This is a genomic window from Paenalcaligenes sp. DL 309, from assembly GCF_057475285.1.
On the sequence record NZ_JBYBKW010000003.1, the window covers coordinates 183,061 to 201,629 of the forward strand.

The 18,569-nt window shown below is 44.9% G+C and carries 18 protein-coding genes; 8 read left to right on the forward strand and 10 right to left on the reverse strand.

Annotated features, from left to right (window positions below; genetic code table 11):
- Positions 1 to 42: 42 nt before the first annotated feature.
- Together hglS and AC2UZJ_RS05615 are read left to right on the forward strand one after the other, a co-directional pair.
- The gene (gene hglS / locus AC2UZJ_RS05610) at positions 43 to 1,428 is read left to right on the forward strand and encodes a 2-oxoadipate dioxygenase/decarboxylase HglS (protein WP_486949141.1); all 1,386 of its coding nucleotides are present in this window, start codon (positions 43 to 45) and stop codon (positions 1,426 to 1,428) included.
- A 51-nt stretch (positions 1,429 to 1,479) separates the two neighbouring features.
- Positions 1,480 to 2,610: a metallophosphoesterase gene (locus AC2UZJ_RS05615; protein WP_486949142.1), complete on the forward strand. Its 1,131-nt coding sequence runs from the start codon at positions 1,480 to 1,482 to the stop codon at positions 2,608 to 2,610.
- Here AC2UZJ_RS05615 and AC2UZJ_RS05620 read toward each other — a convergent pair.
- The 3 genes from AC2UZJ_RS05620 to AC2UZJ_RS05630 all read right to left on the reverse strand — a co-directional run bounded on the left by AC2UZJ_RS05620 (position 2,578) and on the right by AC2UZJ_RS05630 (position 4,565).
- Positions 2,578 to 3,078, reverse strand: coding sequence for an acyl-CoA thioesterase (locus AC2UZJ_RS05620; protein WP_486949143.1), 501 nt, complete (start codon positions 3,076 to 3,078; stop codon positions 2,578 to 2,580). The two genes, AC2UZJ_RS05615 and AC2UZJ_RS05620, sit on opposite strands and share 33 nt — an antisense overlap.
- An 81-nt stretch (positions 3,079 to 3,159) precedes the next feature.
- Positions 3,160 to 3,480 carry a BON domain-containing protein gene (locus tag AC2UZJ_RS05625; protein WP_486949144.1) on the reverse strand — a complete coding sequence of 107 codons (321 nt, stop codon included), beginning with the start codon at positions 3,478 to 3,480 and terminating at the stop codon, positions 3,160 to 3,162.
- Positions 3,481 to 3,635: 155 nt separating this feature from the next.
- On the reverse strand, positions 3,636 to 4,565 hold the full coding sequence (locus AC2UZJ_RS05630) for a LysR family transcriptional regulator (RefSeq protein WP_486949145.1): 930 nt from the start codon (positions 4,563 to 4,565) through the stop codon (positions 3,636 to 3,638).
- Positions 4,566 to 4,616: 51 nt separating this feature from the next.
- On the opposite strand from AC2UZJ_RS05630, the gene AC2UZJ_RS05635 reads away from it, so the two are divergent.
- From AC2UZJ_RS05635 to AC2UZJ_RS05660, 6 genes are read left to right on the forward strand one after another with little or no spacing between them, the layout of a single operon-like run.
- Positions 4,617 to 5,663, forward strand: a complete 1,047-nt coding sequence (locus AC2UZJ_RS05635) for a 2,5-dihydroxypyridine 5,6-dioxygenase NicX family protein (protein ID WP_486949146.1) — start codon at positions 4,617 to 4,619, stop codon at positions 5,661 to 5,663.
- Between the two features lie 10 nt (positions 5,664 to 5,673).
- Positions 5,674 to 6,510, forward strand: a complete 837-nt coding sequence (locus AC2UZJ_RS05640) for an alpha/beta fold hydrolase (protein ID WP_486949147.1) — start codon at positions 5,674 to 5,676, stop codon at positions 6,508 to 6,510.
- A complete protein-coding gene (locus AC2UZJ_RS05645) occupies positions 6,494 to 6,832 on the forward strand; it encodes a YciI family protein (protein WP_486949148.1) in 339 nt (112 codons plus the stop codon). Before AC2UZJ_RS05640 ends, AC2UZJ_RS05645 begins: the two co-directional genes overlap by 17 nt.
- On the forward strand, positions 6,825 to 8,498 hold the full coding sequence (locus tag AC2UZJ_RS05650; RefSeq protein ID WP_486949149.1) for an FAD-dependent monooxygenase: 1,674 nt from the start codon (positions 6,825 to 6,827) through the stop codon (positions 8,496 to 8,498). The genes AC2UZJ_RS05645 and AC2UZJ_RS05650 overlap by 8 nt, the downstream gene beginning before the upstream one ends.
- 1 nt (position 8,499) lies before the next feature.
- Entirely contained in the window at positions 8,500 to 9,732 is a 1,233-nt protein-coding gene (locus AC2UZJ_RS05655; protein ID WP_486949150.1) for a malonyl-CoA decarboxylase domain-containing protein, read from the forward strand.
- Between the two features lie 30 nt (positions 9,733 to 9,762).
- Positions 9,763 to 11,310: a malonate--CoA ligase gene (locus tag AC2UZJ_RS05660; protein ID WP_486949151.1), complete on the forward strand. Its 1,548-nt coding sequence runs from the start codon at positions 9,763 to 9,765 to the stop codon at positions 11,308 to 11,310.
- A 56-nt stretch (positions 11,311 to 11,366) separates the two neighbouring features.
- Here AC2UZJ_RS05660 and AC2UZJ_RS05665 read toward each other — a convergent pair whose 3' ends face one another.
- Genes AC2UZJ_RS05665 through AC2UZJ_RS05695 form a run of 7 tightly spaced genes read right to left on the reverse strand, consistent with a single transcriptional unit; the run spans position 11,367 to position 18,539 of the window.
- A complete protein-coding gene (locus AC2UZJ_RS05665) occupies positions 11,367 to 11,669 on the reverse strand; it encodes a peptidylprolyl isomerase (protein WP_486949274.1) in 303 nt (100 codons plus the stop codon).
- Positions 11,670 to 11,696: 27 nt separating this feature from the next.
- The gene (locus AC2UZJ_RS05670) at positions 11,697 to 12,143 is read right to left on the reverse strand and encodes a YaiI/YqxD family protein (protein ID WP_486949275.1); all 447 of its coding nucleotides are present in this window, start codon (positions 12,141 to 12,143) and stop codon (positions 11,697 to 11,699) included.
- Positions 12,144 to 12,151: 8 nt separating this feature from the next.
- A complete protein-coding gene (gene glmS / locus AC2UZJ_RS05675; protein WP_486949152.1) occupies positions 12,152 to 13,987 on the reverse strand; it encodes a glutamine--fructose-6-phosphate transaminase (isomerizing) in 1,836 nt (611 codons plus the stop codon).
- A 6-nt stretch (positions 13,988 to 13,993) separates the two neighbouring features.
- Positions 13,994 to 15,085 (reverse strand): glycosyltransferase family 4 protein, encoded by a 1,092-nt coding sequence (locus AC2UZJ_RS05680; protein ID WP_486949153.1) that lies wholly within the window; start codon positions 15,083 to 15,085, stop codon positions 13,994 to 13,996.
- A gap of 13 nt (positions 15,086 to 15,098) precedes the next feature.
- Positions 15,099 to 16,466 carry an MFS transporter gene (locus AC2UZJ_RS05685; RefSeq protein WP_486949154.1) on the reverse strand — a complete coding sequence of 456 codons (1,368 nt, stop codon included), beginning with the start codon at positions 16,464 to 16,466 and terminating at the stop codon, positions 15,099 to 15,101.
- 9 nt (positions 16,467 to 16,475) lie between these two features.
- Positions 16,476 to 17,852 (reverse strand): bifunctional UDP-N-acetylglucosamine diphosphorylase/glucosamine-1-phosphate N-acetyltransferase GlmU, encoded by a 1,377-nt coding sequence (gene glmU, locus AC2UZJ_RS05690; RefSeq protein ID WP_486949155.1) that lies wholly within the window; start codon positions 17,850 to 17,852, stop codon positions 16,476 to 16,478.
- A gap of 30 nt (positions 17,853 to 17,882) precedes the next feature.
- Positions 17,883 to 18,539: a PhaM family polyhydroxyalkanoate granule multifunctional regulatory protein gene (locus AC2UZJ_RS05695; protein ID WP_486949156.1), complete on the reverse strand. Its 657-nt coding sequence runs from the start codon at positions 18,537 to 18,539 to the stop codon at positions 17,883 to 17,885.
- Positions 18,540 to 18,569 lie beyond the last annotated feature (30 nt).

Here is an 18,569-nt window from a genome sequence, read left to right on the forward strand (position 1 = left end):
AAAAACGACTAGAATCAAAGGATAATATAACGGAGGATTTAAATGACAAATACGACTTTTAGCAGTACTGACAGCATCCGCACCAAATTCTCAAAAGCTATGTCATACATGTATCAAAAAGAAGTTCCTCAATATAAAAACCTATTGAAACTTGTACAAGAGGTCAATGAAGAAAGCTTAGCTAAAAATGAATCATTACGCAAAAAACTGCAAAATCACAATCAATTAACTCGCTTAGATATTGAACGTCATGGCGCCATTCGAGTTGGCACAGCAGAAGAACTGTATACCTTAAGACGATTGTTTGCTGTGCTCGGCATGGAGCCGGTAGGTTATTATGATTTAACCGTAGCCAGCGTGCCTGTACATTCCACAGCGTTTAGACCCATATCGAACACAGCTCTAGCAAAGAACCCATTCAGAATATTTACCTCATTACTGCGCTTAGAGCTGATTGAGGATAAAGAATTGCGTGAAAAGGCAGCCACCATTTTAAAAAGTCGCACTATTTTCACTCCACGCTGTCTGGAGCTTATTCAACAATTTGAAAAAGCCGGTGGCTTAACCCTAAAAGAATCCGATGAGTTTGTAACCGAGGCAGTCTATACCTTTAAATGGCATAACGAAGCCACAGTAGACCTTGAAACCTACACCGCATTACGCGCAGCCCACCCCCTCATTGCAGATGTGGTTTGCTTTAAAGGCCCTCATATTAATCATTTAACGCCTCGCACACTGGATATTGATGCTGTACAAAATCGTATGGCGGCTTATGGTATGCAAGCTAAGCAAACGATTGAAGGCCCACCTGCTCGTCAATGCCCTATTTTATTACGGCAAACCAGTTTTATGGCATTGAATGAAGCCATCTATTTTTCTGGGGCACAGAATAATAAAGGGACACACTCCGCCCGTTTTGGGGAAGTGGAGCAACGTGGTATTGCTTTAACCGCTAAAGGCCGTGCTTTGTATGATTCGCTTATTGCTAAAGTAAGTGAACGCAGCCAAGATTTACCCAAAGAAAATTACGCCCAAGCCTACCAAACGCTATTAGCCGAAGTTTTTACTGAGTTTCCTGATAACTATGATGCCCTACGTCAGCAGCAATTGGCTTATTTTTCTGCCAGTCCAAACGCTGACGCTATAGCTAAAAAAGCACCCGCTCCGGATGCCGATTGGGACAGCTTAATACAAAATGGTTATGTGGACTTTACTCCTATTACCTATGAAGATTTTTTACCTGTGAGTGCAGCCGGTATATTTCAATCCAACTTAGGTAATGAAAAACAAAATAAAGATTATCAAAGCGCTGCTAACAAAAACACCTTTGAAACGCATTTAGGGCAAGCGGTACATGATGAAATTCAACTGTACGAAGCATTACAAGCAGAGTCTATACGTCTGACTCAAAAACAATTAGTGGGATAATACCTGTACTATTGCTCTAGCCCAGCTTCATTAATTACCCCCATCATTTTTATGAAACGTCTTAGCTTTTTTCTGCGTATTCCTGTCTTATTTTTACTAGGCAGTAGCTACATAGTGCTTCGGCTATTACCTGGTTTACCCACAGGTGATGCGCGTTTAGCATTAATCATAGGGATGGCGTTTGTCTATTTAACGGTAATTGCAGGTTTCATGATTCGGCACGATATCAGCACACCCAAAACCGATAAAATCGCAGGGATCAGCTTTCTTTTTCTAGGTTTGTTTTCTTGGCTTTTTGTGCTGACAGCATTGCGCGATGTAGTTTTACTCATTAGCTGGGCTATAAATGCTCCATACAGCCCTATAAAACAAAACAGTGTGTGGGCAGTTTTAGGCTTAAGTCTTATAGCCACCTTAATAGGACTATTTAATGCTCGCCGCACACCTGCTATTGTCTCGGTAAAGGTGCATGTAGCCGATTTACCTCCAAGCTTGGAGGGCTTAACCATTGCTCAAATCACTGATTTACACGTAGGGCCCACCATTAAAAAAGGCTTTGTGAAAAAAGTGGTAGATGCAACGAATGCACTGCATGCCGATATTATTGTGCTTACGGGTGATTTAATTGATGGAGATGTCGCTGGGCTGCAAGAGCACACCAATGAACTCGCTGCTCTCAAAGCACCCCACGGCGTCTTTGCCGTTACCGGCAACCACGAATATTACTCGGGTGCAGACCAATGGATAGCCGAGTATCGCCGTCTAGGGATGCGCGTTTTGCAAAATGAACACGAAGTCATTAAACAAGGCGATGCCACTTTAGTAATAGCAGGCGTTACTGATTTTGGAGCAGGTAACTTTGATGCAACCCAAAGTAGCGATCCCCGCTTAGCGTTACAACACAGCCCTACCGATGCCGCTCTTAAAATACTTCTAGCTCATCAGCCCCGCAGCATGTTTGCGGCTGAACCCGCTGGCTTTGACTTACAGCTTTCGGGTCACACACATGGTGGCCAATTTTGGCCTTGGCGCTATTTTGTCCCTCTGCAGCAGCCGCTCATTGCGGGGCTTCATACTTACGGTAAGATGCAAGTCTATGTAAGCCAAGGCACAGGATACTGGGGGCCACCACTTAGGCTAGGCGCACGCTCAGAGATCAGCTTGATTCATCTTCACCGCTAAAATTTCACGCTGACGCTGCTCCATCTCTTTACGAAGTTGACGACGCATCTTTGCCGCTTCAAACCTGCGCTTTTCATCAACGGTGGTAGGGTTTAGCGGTTCAATCTTCACAGGTTTAGAGGCATTGTCTACCGCCACCATGGTAAAAAAGCAGCTATTTACATGGCGCACTGTACGTTCTTGAATATCTTCAGCCACCACCTTAATCCCTACCTCCATAGACGAAGTCCCGGTGTAATTCACACTGGCTAAAAAGGTGACCAGCTCACCCACATGAATAGGCTGCTTAAACGTGACTTGGTCTACACTCAGGGTGACCACATAACGATTTGCATAGCGGCTAGCACAGGCATACGCTACCTGATCAAGCAGTTTTAGAATAGTGCCACCATGCACATTGCCAGAAAAATTCGCCGTATCAGGCGTCATAAGTACGGTCATGGTGAGTTGGTGATAAGGTAAGTTCATAATTTATAAATTGAGGATAGACGGACGAAAAAATGCCATTGATTATATATCAATGGCATTTTGAAGGTTTTTGAGTAAAAACTAAGGACGCACAATTAGATCATTATGTACCTTAGTCACTCCTTTAACAGAACGAGCCAGCTCGCCTGCGCGATTCTTTTCTGCGTTAGACTTGGCAAAGCCCGATAACTGTACTTCACCACCCTCCATGGTTTTTACATGGATATTAAGAGCCGATGTGGTTGCATCTTTGGCTAATTGTGCTTTGACCTCTGCTGTTACCCCGGCCCCATCTACATATTCTCCTACACTTTCTTGATGGCGAGCAACCGAACAACCCGTGGTTACTCCTACCGTCAAACCAAGCATAAGAGCCAGTGCTATATTTCGAGATATTTTCATAACCGTATCCTTTAGAAAAAACAAACCACTTGATTGATGTATTTTCCTACAGTAATTCAATATTAAAGCAATATTCTCTTCAGGGTATGAATATAAGTTATAACCTAATCCCTATTTAGGTCCTTGTTGCTCTATTTTCCCTCCATATAATGATCTTAAGGCGGATTAAGATGCTTAGGCGCTTCTTCTTTAATTAAATCGATAACAAACTGTGCTGCAGGAGAGAAATTATGGCCTCGACGAGACAAAAGATATAAATTTCGCTTCCAACGCAGCCAGGGGATTTTTACTGCACGAATTAATCCCATTTTTTCTTCGGCGGCAAAAAGCTCTAAAGGTAAAAAACTAACGAAGTTCTGTTGCATAATCAGCGCTTTAGACAAAGTGGTACAGCTGGTTTCTACCTGCGGAGTCACCGCAGGTAAGCCTCTAGACTTAAAGAGATGATTTAATGTACTCCGTAAAATACCTTGAGGAGCGGGAAGTACCCAAGGATAGTCTAATAACTGCTCATCCGATATAGGCCTATCTGTGGCTAACGGGTGATCAAACGCCACACAAGCCATAAAGTAATTACTACCTAATGGTTCACAGACTAATTCTGATGTTTGCGGCTCGTTACTAGCAGGTGAGCTAATAATAAAGTCTAGCTCTCCTAATAATAAACGAGGTAGCAGCCGATGGAAAATACCTTCGTTTACTTTAAAAGAGAGTTTGGGTCTTTTTTGTTGAGCTAATTGAATAATAGCAGGTAGAAAATGCGAACTAAGACTGAGGGCTGTACCCATGGAGACGGTTCCCATCCTGGAGCCACTCATCTCTTGAAGCAGATCTTGGGTAATTTTCAAATCACTTAAGATCACACTGCCCCTTTGTAAAAGCTCTTGCCCTATTTTTGTAGGGCGTACGCCTCGTGCACTACGTTCAAGTAACTTGGTACCCACCGTTTTCTCTAGCCTACGAATGGCTTTACTGAGCGCCGGCTGGGTTACTCCAAGCTGAGTACTGGCTTGATTCATACTGCCTAATAAACAGACTTGAACGAAATACTCTAAATCACTAGGGTGCAGGTGGCGGGTTTGCATGATTAATAGCCCAAAATAATTGATTAATAATATACATTAGCAGGAGCAAATATGCTTACAGATCGCATAGAAGGTAAATGGATAGATAGTTTTCGTTATGTGTTTAAGCTTTGTGAGGTCAAACCCGGCGATCGCGTCGCTATTCTTTCTGAAACCTTATCCCGTAAGATAAATGTCCACTTAGCTGAATTAGCTTTAGTTGATTTACGAGCCCAGGTATTTCATGTGGTAATGCCCTCACCCGCCCTCACTGATCCCGTCGCGGTAAGATCCACTGGCAGCTCACCAGCACTCCAAGGTAACGTTTCTGTTTTAGCGGCTTTGCGTACGGCAGATGTGGTTGTGGACTGTACCGTAGAAGGATTATTGCATGCTCCTGAGCTCAAAAACATTCTGTCTGAAGGCGCACGATTAATGATGATCAGTAATGAGCATCCTGAAATTCTTGAGCGTTTAACTCCTAACAAAACCGTACATGAAAAAGTGCAATTAGGCGTGCAGATGCTAGATCAAGCCAAGCAAATGCGAGTCACTTCAACGGCTGGAACAGACCTAACGGTAGATGTACAAGGTGCGCCTTCACGTGGGTCTGCCGGTTTTGTGACCGAGCCAGGAAAAGTGTCTTATTGGCCAGGTGGGTTATGTTTATGCTTTCCGCGCCAAAACACTGTTAATGGCACAGTAGTGATGGATGAAGGTGATGTTAATTTAACATTTAAACGTTATCTTGAAAGCCCCGTGCACTTAATTATTGAAAATGATTTTATAGTGGATATTCAAGGTAAAGGTCTGGATGCACAGCTAATGCGTAGTTACTTAGCCGCTTGGGAAGACAAAAATGCCTATGGTGTTTCTCATGTAGGCTGGGGCATGAATCCAGCAGCTCGTTGGGATTCGATGGTTATGTATGACAAAAATGACACCAATGGCACAGAGCTCAGAGCCTTTGCGGGTAATTTTTTAATTTCTACCGGGGCCAATGAGTATGCCGACCGTTTCACCAATGGTCACTTCGATCTGCCCCTAAAAGCCTGCACAGTAGAGCTAGATGGTCAGCACATTGTGGATCAGGGCCGCTTGCTAGCCCCTTTGGTGTGAGTAAAGAGCCATGAACGAGTTAATTCATTATGATAAAACGCGTAGTGCTCCCCGTATTGCTTACGCTTCATGTGGTACCGGAGAAGAAACCATTTTTTTCCTACACGGCATAGGCGGTAACAAAACAAATTGGTCGAAACAATTACAGTTTTTTGCTCAGCAAGGCTATAGAGCTATTGCTTGGGATGTACGCGGCTATGGCGATTCCGACGACTATACGGGTGAATTTCTCTTTGAAGAAATTAGCGCAGATTTAATTCGTCTCATGGATGAATTAGGAATAGAAAAAGCTCACTTTTTAGGGCTATCCATGGGAGGGCGTATCCTAATGGATTTTGGCTCTCGTTATGCTGCTAGAGTGCAAAGTTTGATTATTTGCGCCGCTTTCCCTAGCTTTGGTAAAGCCCTCAGTGATGAGCAACGCCATGACTACATTCGCTTAAGAAAGCAGCCTTTATTATCAGGACGCAGCTTTGCTGAGCTAGCCCCTGATTTAGTCTCTTCTTTGCTAGGCCCAACCGCCTCTGACGCTATGTACAACACCTTGTACGAAAGTATTTGTCAACTGCGTAAAGACTCGTATCTCAAAGCCTTAGAAGCCGCTGCATTTTTTGATCGCAGCCAAGAAATCCAAAGTATTCAAAACCCCACTTTATTGATCTACGGTGAGCATGACCATTTAACGCCCCCGGAAATGGGCGTAAAGGTCAAAGCCTTAATGCCACACGCACAGATGAGCGTTTTAGCGGATTGCGGGCATTTAGTAAACCTAGAGGCTAGCGATGCCTTTAATCAAGTCGTGTATCAATTCATTAAAACAGGACACATTGATGAGCCAATTAACTAAAACGCCTACTTTATATTTAGTGCATGCGCTGGATGCGCCTGAAACGGGCGCTCTAAGAGAAAATCTAAGTGCTTCTCATCGTCAATATATGCTGCAGCACCGTCAAAAAATAGTAATAGGCGGACCGCTGCTTAATGACGAAGGCTTAAAACGCCTTGGTTCTGCTTTTGTTATCCAAGCTGAGTCCAGAGAGCAAGTCAACGATTTTATGAAGCAGGAACCCTACAGTCAGGCAGGGTTATTTGAAAGTGTAATTATTCGATTATTTGAAGGCGTTATGTTTGAACCCACGCTTTTAAAAGAGGAGCCAAAAGATGAGTAAAGGTCTGGTATTAGTCATAGGTGGGGCGTCAGTAGGCTTATCTATGGCAGCTGAGCTAGGGACTCGTGGAGTGCCTACTATACTAATAGAGCAACGAGAAGACGTGAATCCACACCCTCGCGCTAATGCAGTGGGCAATCGTACTATGGAGTACTTTAGACGCTGGGGAGTGGATAAAAAATTAGCCGATAAGGGCGTGCCCGCAGATTACCCGGCTGACTATTATTGGGTCTCTAGTATGCACGGTAAGTGTTTACATCAGATGTCTTTATTGTCTTATGCTGAACTAGAACAAGCCCGCAGTAGTGAGAAAGCCGACCCCACACAAGAAATGTTCTGGTCTCCATATCTAAAAACCATTGTAGGCCAACAGCACGTAGAGCAAGCTCTAAAAGATTATGTGCTCAGTCTTGAAAGCGTGGATGCTCGTTTTGGGTGGAAATTAATTGATTTTGAACAAGATGATGATGGCGTTTATGCAACCATAGAACGCATCGCCGATGGCTATCGTGAACGTATTGATTGTGATTACATGGTGGGCTGTGATGGCGGGCAATCTACCGTACGCACTCAGTTAGATATTAATATGTCTGGCCGTAGTGGCATGGCACGCTTTATCTCCATTTACTTTCGTAGCCCTGAATTCATGCAATCGCACTCTTTTGGGCATGGCAACATCTACTTCCCTTTACGTAAAGAGTATAGAGGTTTCTTATTAAACTGGGATGGCGGCACGCATTGGACCTATCACCTCGTGCTCCCTGAAGATACCCATTGGAAAGACATTGACCCTCAAGCTGCGGTATGGAATCTCTTAGGGAAAAAACCTGAAGTGGAAGTTATTGACGTCCAGCCTTGGACCGCACATGCTTTGGTTGCCGATCAATATAAAGATGGACGAGTATTTTTAGCGGGTGATGCAGCCCATAAATTCTCTCCCACAGGCGGTTTAGGCATGAATACTGGCGTAGGCGATGCGGTGGAACTAGGATGGCGGCTAGAAGCTGTTCTAAACAAGTGGGCACCCGCTGACATTTTAGATTCGTACCATAGTGAGCGCCACCCAATTGGGGTACGTAACACCTTAGAAGCCGCTGATAATTTTGATCAGCTGTACTCCGTCATGCAATATGGTGAGGAACTAGACCGAGAAGACGCTGAAGGGCAAGAACTGCGTAATACGCTTAGCTTAGAGCTGCAAAGACAAGAGAAAATCCTAGCTTCGTCAGGTGTGTTACTGGGCTATCGTTATAACGACTCTCCTATTTGTGTGCCTGATGGTTCGGTTGAACCTGAAGATGATCCTAGACGTTATTTCCCCACAGCAAGACCTGGACATAGAGCTCCGCATATTTGGCTCACGCCTACTACATCCATCTTAGATGTATTAGGGGCCGGGTTTACCTTGCTAAACTTCACGGATGAAGACAACGATCAACAAATAAACGCATGGGCTCAACAAGCTTCTGCTATGGGCGTGCCTCTTAAAATCAGCTCTATTAAAAACGCCAAAGCCAAAGCGCTTTATGGTGCTGATCTAGTATTAGTACGCCCCGATATGATGGTGGCATGGCGCGGCAAGGTAAATCAAGCGCCCTTAGAAATATTAGAAACTGTCACTGGCCACCACATGCAAGTACACTCAACTACTACAGGGAGCTCATAGGGTGAGAGATTTACTAAGTCATTTCAGCCGCTGGTTTGAGCGCGACGATCCTCTCTTAAGTGCTCAATCCTTACATAGCTTATACAGCGCTTCTTTAAAAGACAGCGCCGCTAATCAATTCGCTCTTCAATGGGCGAATCGCTACCGCGAAGCCAATGATGATGAACGTTACGTTTTATTAGAAGCGTTAACCACCGCACAACAGCTAGGCGAAATCAATGAGCGGGCTGCAGTGCACTTATTTCGTCGACTTTACGCCCAAAGCAACTGTTTAACGCTTATGCTGATGCTACGAGCAGACATGTTGCGCTGGGGGGCGAAGATAGCGGATCTACCACGGCTTGAACAAGCCTTAGCGGCCTTACTTTTAAACTGGTTTGAAGTAGGCATGCTAGAGCTGCGTCCTATTACTTGGGACTCTCCGGCTTCCCTCTTAGAGAAGCTCATTGAATACGAAGCCGTGCATGAGATTCAATCATGGGCAGATATGAAACGACGTGTTGCGGCTGATCGACGCTGTTATGCTTTTTTTCATCCTCGCTTGCCAGATGTGCCTTTGGTTTTTGTGGAGGTGGCCTTAGCTGACCATATGGCCATGCAGGTGCACGAACTTTTAGATCCCACTCATCCCGTTGTTTCTATGGAGGAAAAAGCACGTTGGGCTATTTTTTATTCCATCTCTAATACGCAACTAGGTTTGCGAGGCATTAGTTTTGGGGGCTTTCTTTTAAAACGCGTTATGGATGCACTTACAAAAGAGCTACCTACGATTAAATCCTTTGCTACGCTTTCACCTATTCCAGGTTTTTCTAAATGGTTAGCTCAGCAATCGAGCGCTGACATTCAAAGCTATTTACTCCCAAAAAACAAACAACAAAAAATCAAAGAGTCTATGCCCACTGGGCAACAGCTGCTGCAGTACTTACGCAATGCCACAACGCAGGCAGAGGAAAACGAAGAACTAAAACAACATGGCTTACGTTTAGTGGCGCATTATCTTCATTCGTTAGCTAACGGTATCCCTCTAGATGCCGTCGCACGGTTTCACTTAGGTAATGGAGCCAGTATTGGACGTATTAACTGGGCAGCAGATCTGTCTGCTAAAGGGCTAGATCAATCCTGCGGTTTTATGGTGAATTATTTATATGAGCCCGACAAACTGGATGCAAACCGCTTACGTTTAGAAGCCGGCACCCCTTCCCTTTCTCGTAAAGTGCAACGTTTGCTGCATTAAACAAATCAAATAAAAATAAGGAACATACACGTGGAACAAACTAACAATCACAATCTGTACGCCCTACTACAAAGTGGCTTTCCAGCAGATACCTCTACCGTCGCCATAGAAACCCCGCAACGTACTTATAGCTGGGATGATCTGGAAGCCATCAGCGCTCAATTAGCCCAATGGCTGCACTCCTTGGCTTTGCCCGCTGGCGCGCGTGTAGCGGCACAGGTAGACAAATCCCCCGAAGCGTTATTTCTTTATTTAGCGACTTTACGCACTGGTTTGGTGTACCTGCCTTTGAATACCGCCTACAGCGCGTCTGAAGTGGGGTATTTTTTAGGGGATGCACAACCCGCTGTATTCGTGGGGGCGGCTCATCATTTAGCATGGCTTGAACCCTTAGCTCAGCAGCACGAAATCGCCCATGTAATGACTTTAGAAGCCGATGGCACAGGCAGCCTACTGGCTGCGGCAAAAGACCAATCCACCGACTTTCAGACAGTACACTCCAATAAAGAGGATTTAGCCGCTATTTTATATACCTCAGGGACTACAGGCCGCAGTAAAGGGGCTATGCTCACGCATAACAATTTAGCCTCTAATGCCCAAACCTTAAAATCGTACTGGGGCTGGCAAGCCGATGATGTGCTCTTGCATATGTTGCCAATTTTTCATATTCACGGTTTATTTGTTGCTTGTCATGGTGCTTTGTTAGCCGGGGCTCGTATGATTTGGCTACCCAGTTTTGATATTAACAAAGCTCTGGAGTATTTAACTCGTTGTACGGTAATGATGGGGGTACCTACCTATTATGTGCGTCTCTTAGCGGACCCCAGATTTAACCGCGATGTATGTCAAAACATGCGTTTATTTATTTCTGGTTCAGCGCCTCTGTTAACTGACACTTTTGAGGCTTTTCAAGAACGTACAGGAATGACCATACTAGAGCGTTATGGCATGAGTGAAACCGTCATGAACACCTCTAACCCCTACGACGCCAAAGTTGGCAAGCGTCTGGCAGGCACAGTAGGTGAAGCCCTACCGGGTATTGAGGTCCGTGTTGTAGATGATGCCGATCAGATTCTAGATACAGGCACACCAGGTCATGTGCAAGTGCGTGGTCCAAATGTATTTACGGGTTATTGGAAAATGCCTGAAAAAACACATGAGGAATTCACTGCTGATGGTTGGTTTCGCACCGGAGACATAGGCATGTTTGGTGGTGATGGCGTACCAGATAGCTACTTAAGTATTGTGGGACGCAGCAAAGATTTGATTATCTCAGGGGGCTACAATGTATACCCTAAAGAAGTAGAGTTATTAATTGATGAGCTTCCTGGGGTGTTTGAGTCAGCCGTTATTGGTGTACCTCACGCTGATTTTGGTGAGGCAGTGATGGCTGTTATTGTGCCTGAATCAGGCGTTACGCTAGAAGAAGATGCGCTACTAAATCAGTTAAAAACACACTTAGCAAATTATAAACTGCCCAAAAAAATAGTCCTAGTCACTGAATTACCGCGTAATACGATGAGTAAAGTACAAAAAAACCTACTTCGTGAGCAATACGCTAAAAGTTTTGATTCTTAGTTTTTAGTCAGAATTTGTCCCCACAAACAAATGTGGGGACTACTGTTACGTTTGATTTAATCGTTACGTTCAGTAACCAACACCAAATGATAGCCAAATTGTGTTTTAACGGGACCCTGCACCTCACCCACGGGGGCGCTGAAAACCACTTCGTCAAACTCTGGCACCATTTGGCCACGACCAAAAGTACCCAACTCACCGCCTTGGCGAGCGGAAGGGCAGCTAGAGTTTTCTTGAGCTAACTGCGCAAAATCTGCACCGCCTTCAATGGCAGTTTTTAATTCTTGGGCTTTTTCTTCGCTGCTAACGAGTATGTGACTTGCTGAGGCTTGTGCCATGAGATATTCCTTAATAAGTATTTTACAAATGAAAGTCAAAGCTTAACATTAGATTAGCTTCACCATCAAACGATCTAAGGCATTAGCAAACTCCCGTTGATCGGATGAGTTAAACGCAGCTGGCCCACCCGTTTCTACGCCCGCGCCACGCATCTCTTCAAGCATATCGCGTATAGATAAGCGCTCACCTATATTTTCAGTGGTAAAACGCTCGCCGCGTGGGCTAAGCACATGCGCCTCTTTAGCCACTAACTGCGCCGCTAATGGTATATCGCCCGTAATCACCAAGTCACCCGCACTCACATGCTGCACAATGTAATCATCTGCTACATCAAACCCCCGCGGCACTTGTACCGCCTTAATCAAAGGCGAAGGTGGCGTGTATAGCATTTGATTTGCCACTAGCGTTAAAGACCGCTGCCAGCGCTTGGCGGCACGAAATAGAATGTCTTTCACCACGGCCGGACAAGCATCGGCATCAACCCAAATTTGCATAATTTTTTTCATTCCACCGTGACACTTTTTGCTAAATTTCTTGGCTTATCTACATCCGTGCCTCGCGCTACTGCAGTGTGGTAGGCTAGCAATTGCAGTGTAATGGTGTGCAATATGGGGGACAACATGCCGTAATATTCCGGCATACGGATCACATGAATATTGGGTTCACTTTGTATATGAGTATCTGTGTCAGCAAACACATAAAGCTCACCACCACGTGCATGCACTTCTTGAATATTTGATTTCAACTTTTCTAAAAGCGCATCGTTAGGCGCAATAGTCACAACGGGCATTGCCTCCGTCACCAACGCTAAGGGGCCATGCTTTAACTCTCCTGCCGGATAACCTTCAGCATGAATATAACTAATTTCCTTCAGCTTCAAAGCCCCTTCCATAGCAATGGGGTAATGCATACCGCGACCTAGAAACAAGGCATTTTCTTTACGAGCAAAAGTGGCAGCCCAATCAATAATATGCGGCTCCAACGCCAGAACAGCGGTAATCGCTCTGGGTAAATGACGTAGTTTCAGTAATAATTCTTGCTCTCGCGACGGCATCAAATGCTGCTTGGTTTTAGCTAAACTCATAGCCAGTAGAAATAAAGCCGTAAGCTGTGTGGTAAATGCCTTCGTAGATGCCACCCCTATTTCTACCCCCGCCCGCGTAATAAACGCTAGCTCACACTCACGTACCATGGCGCTACTGGCCACATTACAAACCGTCAAAGTGTGCGTCATGCCTAATAATTTAGCATGTTTTAAAGCCGCTAAGGTATCAGCTGTTTCACCTGACTGAGAAATAGTCACCACCAACGTACGTGCATTAGGCACGCTGTCGCGATACCTGTACTCACTGGCAATTTCTACCGCTACTGGAATCTGCGCTAAAGACTCAATCCAGTATTTAGCCGTCAATCCCGCATAATAACTCGTACCACAAGCTAGGATTAAGACCTGGTCTATAGCCTCAAACACCGTGGCAGCTTTAGCCCCAAATAGCTCAGGCACCACCTCATCTATATCTTGTAAGGTATCGCCTACCGCCCGTGGCTGTTCAAAAATCTCTTTTTGCATGTAATGGCGATACGGACCTAAATCAGCTGCGGCACTATGGGCTTGCACCGTATGCACTACTCTATCTATGTCTTGGCCATCCTTATCCACAATAATGATATTACTAGGACTCAAATCTACTAAATCGCCATCTTCAAGGTAAATAATTTGATTAGTGATGCCGGCTATGGCTAAGGCGTCAGAGGCTAAGAAGTTCTCTTCCGCATCCACGCCCACCCCTACAATTAATGGTGATCCATGTCGTGCACCCACTAAACGATCCGGCTCCTCACCACTCACCACCGCCAAGGCATAGGCCCCTACAAGACGTTTACAGGCCTGCTGCAGCGCATCAAAAATATCGTTTTGATCAGTATATAAGGAGTTAATGAGATGTCCTATCACTTCCGTATCAGTTTGGCTTTCAAACACATAGCCCGCCGCTTGCAACTCAGCGCGCAGACTTTCGTAATTTTCAATAATGCCGTTATGCACCACGGCAATACGCGGCGGCTGACCTGAAAAATGGGGATGCGCATTATGCGTAGCAGGAGCGCCATGGGTTGCCCAACGTGTATGTGAAATGCCTAAACTGCCACTAAGCTGCTCAGAATCAATCTGCACTGCCAGCTCAGCCACACGCTGCGTACTACGACTGCGCGTTAAAATGCCATGATTCAAAACGGCTAAGCCACAGGAGTCATAACCTCTATATTCTAAGCGCTGCAGCCCAGTTAATAATACGGGCACAATGTCTCGCTGTGCTACGGCTCCTACAATTCCGCACATAATGCATTACTCCTTGGCGTTGTCTTTGTCTTTGTATAATTCTATATAACTTTGCACCATTTGTTCTACGCTGTAATGCTCTTGTACCCATTGCAATGCAGATAAAATCATGGCATTACTAAACTCTTTATCTTCTAAAAGGCGGTCACAGCCTGCTGCCATGGCTTCAAAGTCACCCACCTCACAGGCTATACCACGCCCTTCTGCTAAGAGTTCAGCCAATCCGCCGGCATTGGTAGCCACTACCGGTGCAGCATATAAATAAGCGTCTAATACACTTGTTCCTAAAGCTTCATACTTTGAGCTCAACACAAACACATGCAGTAATCGGTACATATCTTCTATACGCGGCTCAAACCCCATAAACCGATAGACTTTTTCTAAACCCAGCTCTTTGACTAAAGCTATGGCTTCTTCTTTAGCATCACCATCAGCACCAAAGTGCAGAAAAACAAAATCTTGACGTTTTTGCCACAAAGCATGAACAGCGCGAATGGTGGTGCAAGGATCTTTTTCTGCACTTAACGCCGCTGAGGTACCCAATACATAAATACCGCCTAAATTATGTTTTTCTGTATAAGAGATAATGTAATCGATATCAGCGGGCACATAATTTACAGCACTAGGAATAATAATAGGATCAAAACCCAAAGCGCGCGGATCGGTCGCAGCTGCTTGACTAATCGCCACAAAGACATCAGCTTGCTGCCATTTCCATACTAAGCGTTTAATATTTTTATCTTTTTTATTAGTTATATCGCCACGTAGAGGAAAAGCGGTTCTACGAGTAAAGACCACCTTACTCTTATTTTTAAGTCGCCATTTTAAACTGGCCAGCCACGTTAAAGCTGCTGAGGTTTGAGCATGATGAATCTGGTATTTTTTAACGGTGAAAAATACATAGATCAAAGCGGCAACAGACGATTTTTTTTCTATAACAGGAACCCTGTATTCTTTAAGACGTTTTGCCAAAGGCGAACCTTTACGTACTAATACACTGACTTCTAAACCAGCTTCTTGAAGCCCTACTGCCGTTAACCATGTTTGACGCTCGCCACCACGCCAGCCTCGCTCTAAATTTATCAATAAAATGCGCATAGCAGATGAAACCTTAAAACTGAGGGTCGGAGGCAGGATTTAAGTGACGAGCAATATTTATAATTAACGATACGCTAGCGCATAAAACCGCTACTGCCACCGCATAGCTAGCACCATTTTCTTGCCCTAAAGCAAAAGCCAAAGCCACTAAGGCCGTACCAAAACTTTGGCCATAAACACGGGTAGTCGCCTGCATACCACCTGCTGCCGCACTACGATTACGTGGTACCCCAGCCAATAAAGCACGATTATTAGGCGTTTGAAACAACCCAAAACCAAAACCACCTAAAAGCATAGCAAGTACAATCAAAACTACGGGAGTCTGCGCATCATAGAACAGCAATAAACTGGTGCCAAATGCCATGGTACCTGCGCCTATGGCACATAAAACAGCAATAGAAATCCGGTTTGATAACCACGCAGAGGTGGGTGCCATTACGCCCACGCCTAGAGACCAAATGCCTAACATAATGCCTATTTCGGTATAGCTAAAGTCCATCACCTTTTGAAAGAAAAAAGGAAAAGACACTACAGAAGCCATCTGTGCTGCAAAGGAAAAAGCCGAAGCCGCCACGGCATAAGCCACGGGAGTAATACGTAACAAATCAACGGGAACTATAGGCGCTACTTGCTCTAAAGAGCGCTTAATGAGCACCCAGCCTGTCACAAAGGCCACAAATAAACAGCCCAAGGCCCATAAAGGCTCCGAAGAGATCAAATCCAAGCCCAATATAGAAAGACCAAATACCGGAAAAATCAATAAACAAGAAAACCAATCAAAGGCTTTGATATTACGCGGTACAGCTGGTAAATGACGAATACCAAACCAGGTCAACAAACACAAGGGCACATTGATAAAAAACAACCAGCGCCACGAAGCAAAATCCAAAAGAAAAGCACCTAAAGAGGGGCCCAATACCGCCATCATGGATACCATAATGGCGTTAATACTTAACCCCATACCTAGTTTTCTTAAAGGATAAATATTACGCACTAAGCCCCCAAATAAGCACATCAACATGGACGAGCCCAAGCCTTGGCCTATGCGGGCTAAGAGCAAAGTGGTGAAATCATGCGAAAAAGCAGCGCCTAAAGAGGCCACTAAGAAAATGGAGGTACCCATAGCGAACATACGACCCAGACCCACTCTTTCTGCCACTGCTGACAGCGGTAACAACGTCATCACTATAGTGAGACTATAAGCAATGGCCACCCACACCACTAACGCATCGGGGATAAGAAGCTCGTCTGCTATCGCAGGTAGTGCTACGTTTACCATGGTGGCATCGAGTACCGTAATAGCGATGGCCAACATTAAGGTGAAAATGGCGTAATAACGTCTTGGTAAAGGGAGCCCGTCTGGTAGGCTTGCTGTATTCACTGTAATACTCTATTTATTTTTTTGAGGACGTTGCCAAACAGACTTAAATGTTTGAGGCACACGTGAAAGCACCAAACCATTGTCTGCCGTGTCTTGGGTAACAGTGGTACCCGCCGCTACAGTGGTGTTATTCCCTATTTTAACTGGCGCCACCAATTGAGAATCTGAACCTATAAAAGCATCATCCCCAATGACAGTCTGAAATTTATTAGCGCCATCATAATTACACGTAATAACGCCAGCGCCTATATTTACGCGTTGGCCTACGGTCGCATCACCAATGTAACTTAAATGACTAGCCTTAGCCTGATCAGCGAAGCGGCTATTTTTCACTTCAACGAAATTACCTATATGGGTTTTGTTTCCTAACTGGGTACCCGGGCGTAAACGAGCAAATGGCCCTATAGACACCTCGGCTTGTGCCTGACTTTGCTCTATATGAGAAAAAGCCTGCACTATAGTGCCAGCACCCAAATGGCTGTTTTTAATAACGCAATTTGGCCCTACCTGTACACCATCTGCCAGAGTGACATCTCCCTCAAATACACAGCCCACGTCAATAAACACATCATGACCGCAACTTAAGCTGCCACGTATATCTATGCGCGCCGGATCGGCCAGACTCACGCCACTTTCCATCAAACGCCGTGCCTGCTCAGTTTGCCACGCGCGCTCCAGCTCAGCCTGCTGCAGGCGACTATTTACGCCCAAGGTTTCCCAAGCATATTGAGGATGAGAAGCCACCACGGTTTGTTTATCAGCAGCAGCAAAGCCAATAATATCGGTAAGATAATATTCTTTTTGGGCGTTGTTATTATCTAAACGAGCTAACCACGCTTTTAACTGCGCTGTAGGGGCAGCAATAATGCCGGTATTCACTTCGTTAATGTTTTTTTCCGTCTCAGAGGCATCTTTATGCTCAACAATACGTTCTATAGCACCCCTTTCATTACGTACAATGCGCCCATAACCAGTGGGATCAGATAAAAATTCCGTTAAAACCGCCATGCCATTTGTTTGCGCATTATCTAATAAGCGCTGCATGGTGTCTGACTGCACCATAGGCACATCACCATACAAAATTAAAGTGATATCTGTAGAGTTCTGACCACCTAGCAACTGCGGCATCGCCTGCTGCACCGCGTGCCCTGTACCAAGCTGTGGTTGCTGCAAAACAAACTCTAGCTGTGGCTCATGGCTAAAAGACTGCTGCACTTGCTCAGCTCCATGACCGCTCACCACAATAATCGTATCAGGCTTTAACGTCTTAGCGCTGTCTATAACATGAGCCAACATGCTTTTACCCGCTATGCTATGCAACACTTTGGGTAAGTTTGACTGCATACGTGTGCCTTTACCAGCGGCCAGAATCACTACATTTAACATATATATCTACGCACCTTACTTAATGAATAGTTACTTAGCAGATGGGGGAGTTTTTTTAGCTGCTGCTGTTTTTGATGAGGTTTTTTTGGTGGCGGCTTTTTTAGCTGCCGATTTTTTAGCTGCTGCCCCAGATTCCGTACCAGATTTTTTCCCAAAAGTACTATCTGCTGATGGGTTAGGAATATCGGGTGCCACCTTTGTACTAGCCGTTTGTGCTTGCTGTAAAGACTGAGTTGTGGCTTGAGCTATGGCATCAAACTGTTGCTGCATCATCCCCCACCAAGCTTGGCCTGCTTGCATTAAACCTTCGGCTGGATTTTCTTCATCAGGGGTAGAGGCTGGTTTTTTTTCTTCCGTGGCAGGCGGTTGGCTCATACTTTGCATACTCGCCATACCACTTTGAGCAAACGAATTTAAAGTGGCCAAGGTACTGCGTTGAATTTCTAAGCCTTGAATGGTGCTAGTTAGCATAGATAAGTTTAAACGCAACCAATTTTCTACTGCTTTTAGATCTTTAATACGTTTTTCTAACTCTTCCGCTGAGGGTATGGCAGCGGCAGATGTGGACATATCCATAGGATTATTTGCCATTCCCTCCCACATTTGTCGCATCATATTCATGCTGGTAAATAAAGGGTTATCTTGATTTAACCCCATGCTTGACATATCAAATGGATTACTTTGCATACCGAACACCTCCTAAGTGCGATTTTGACA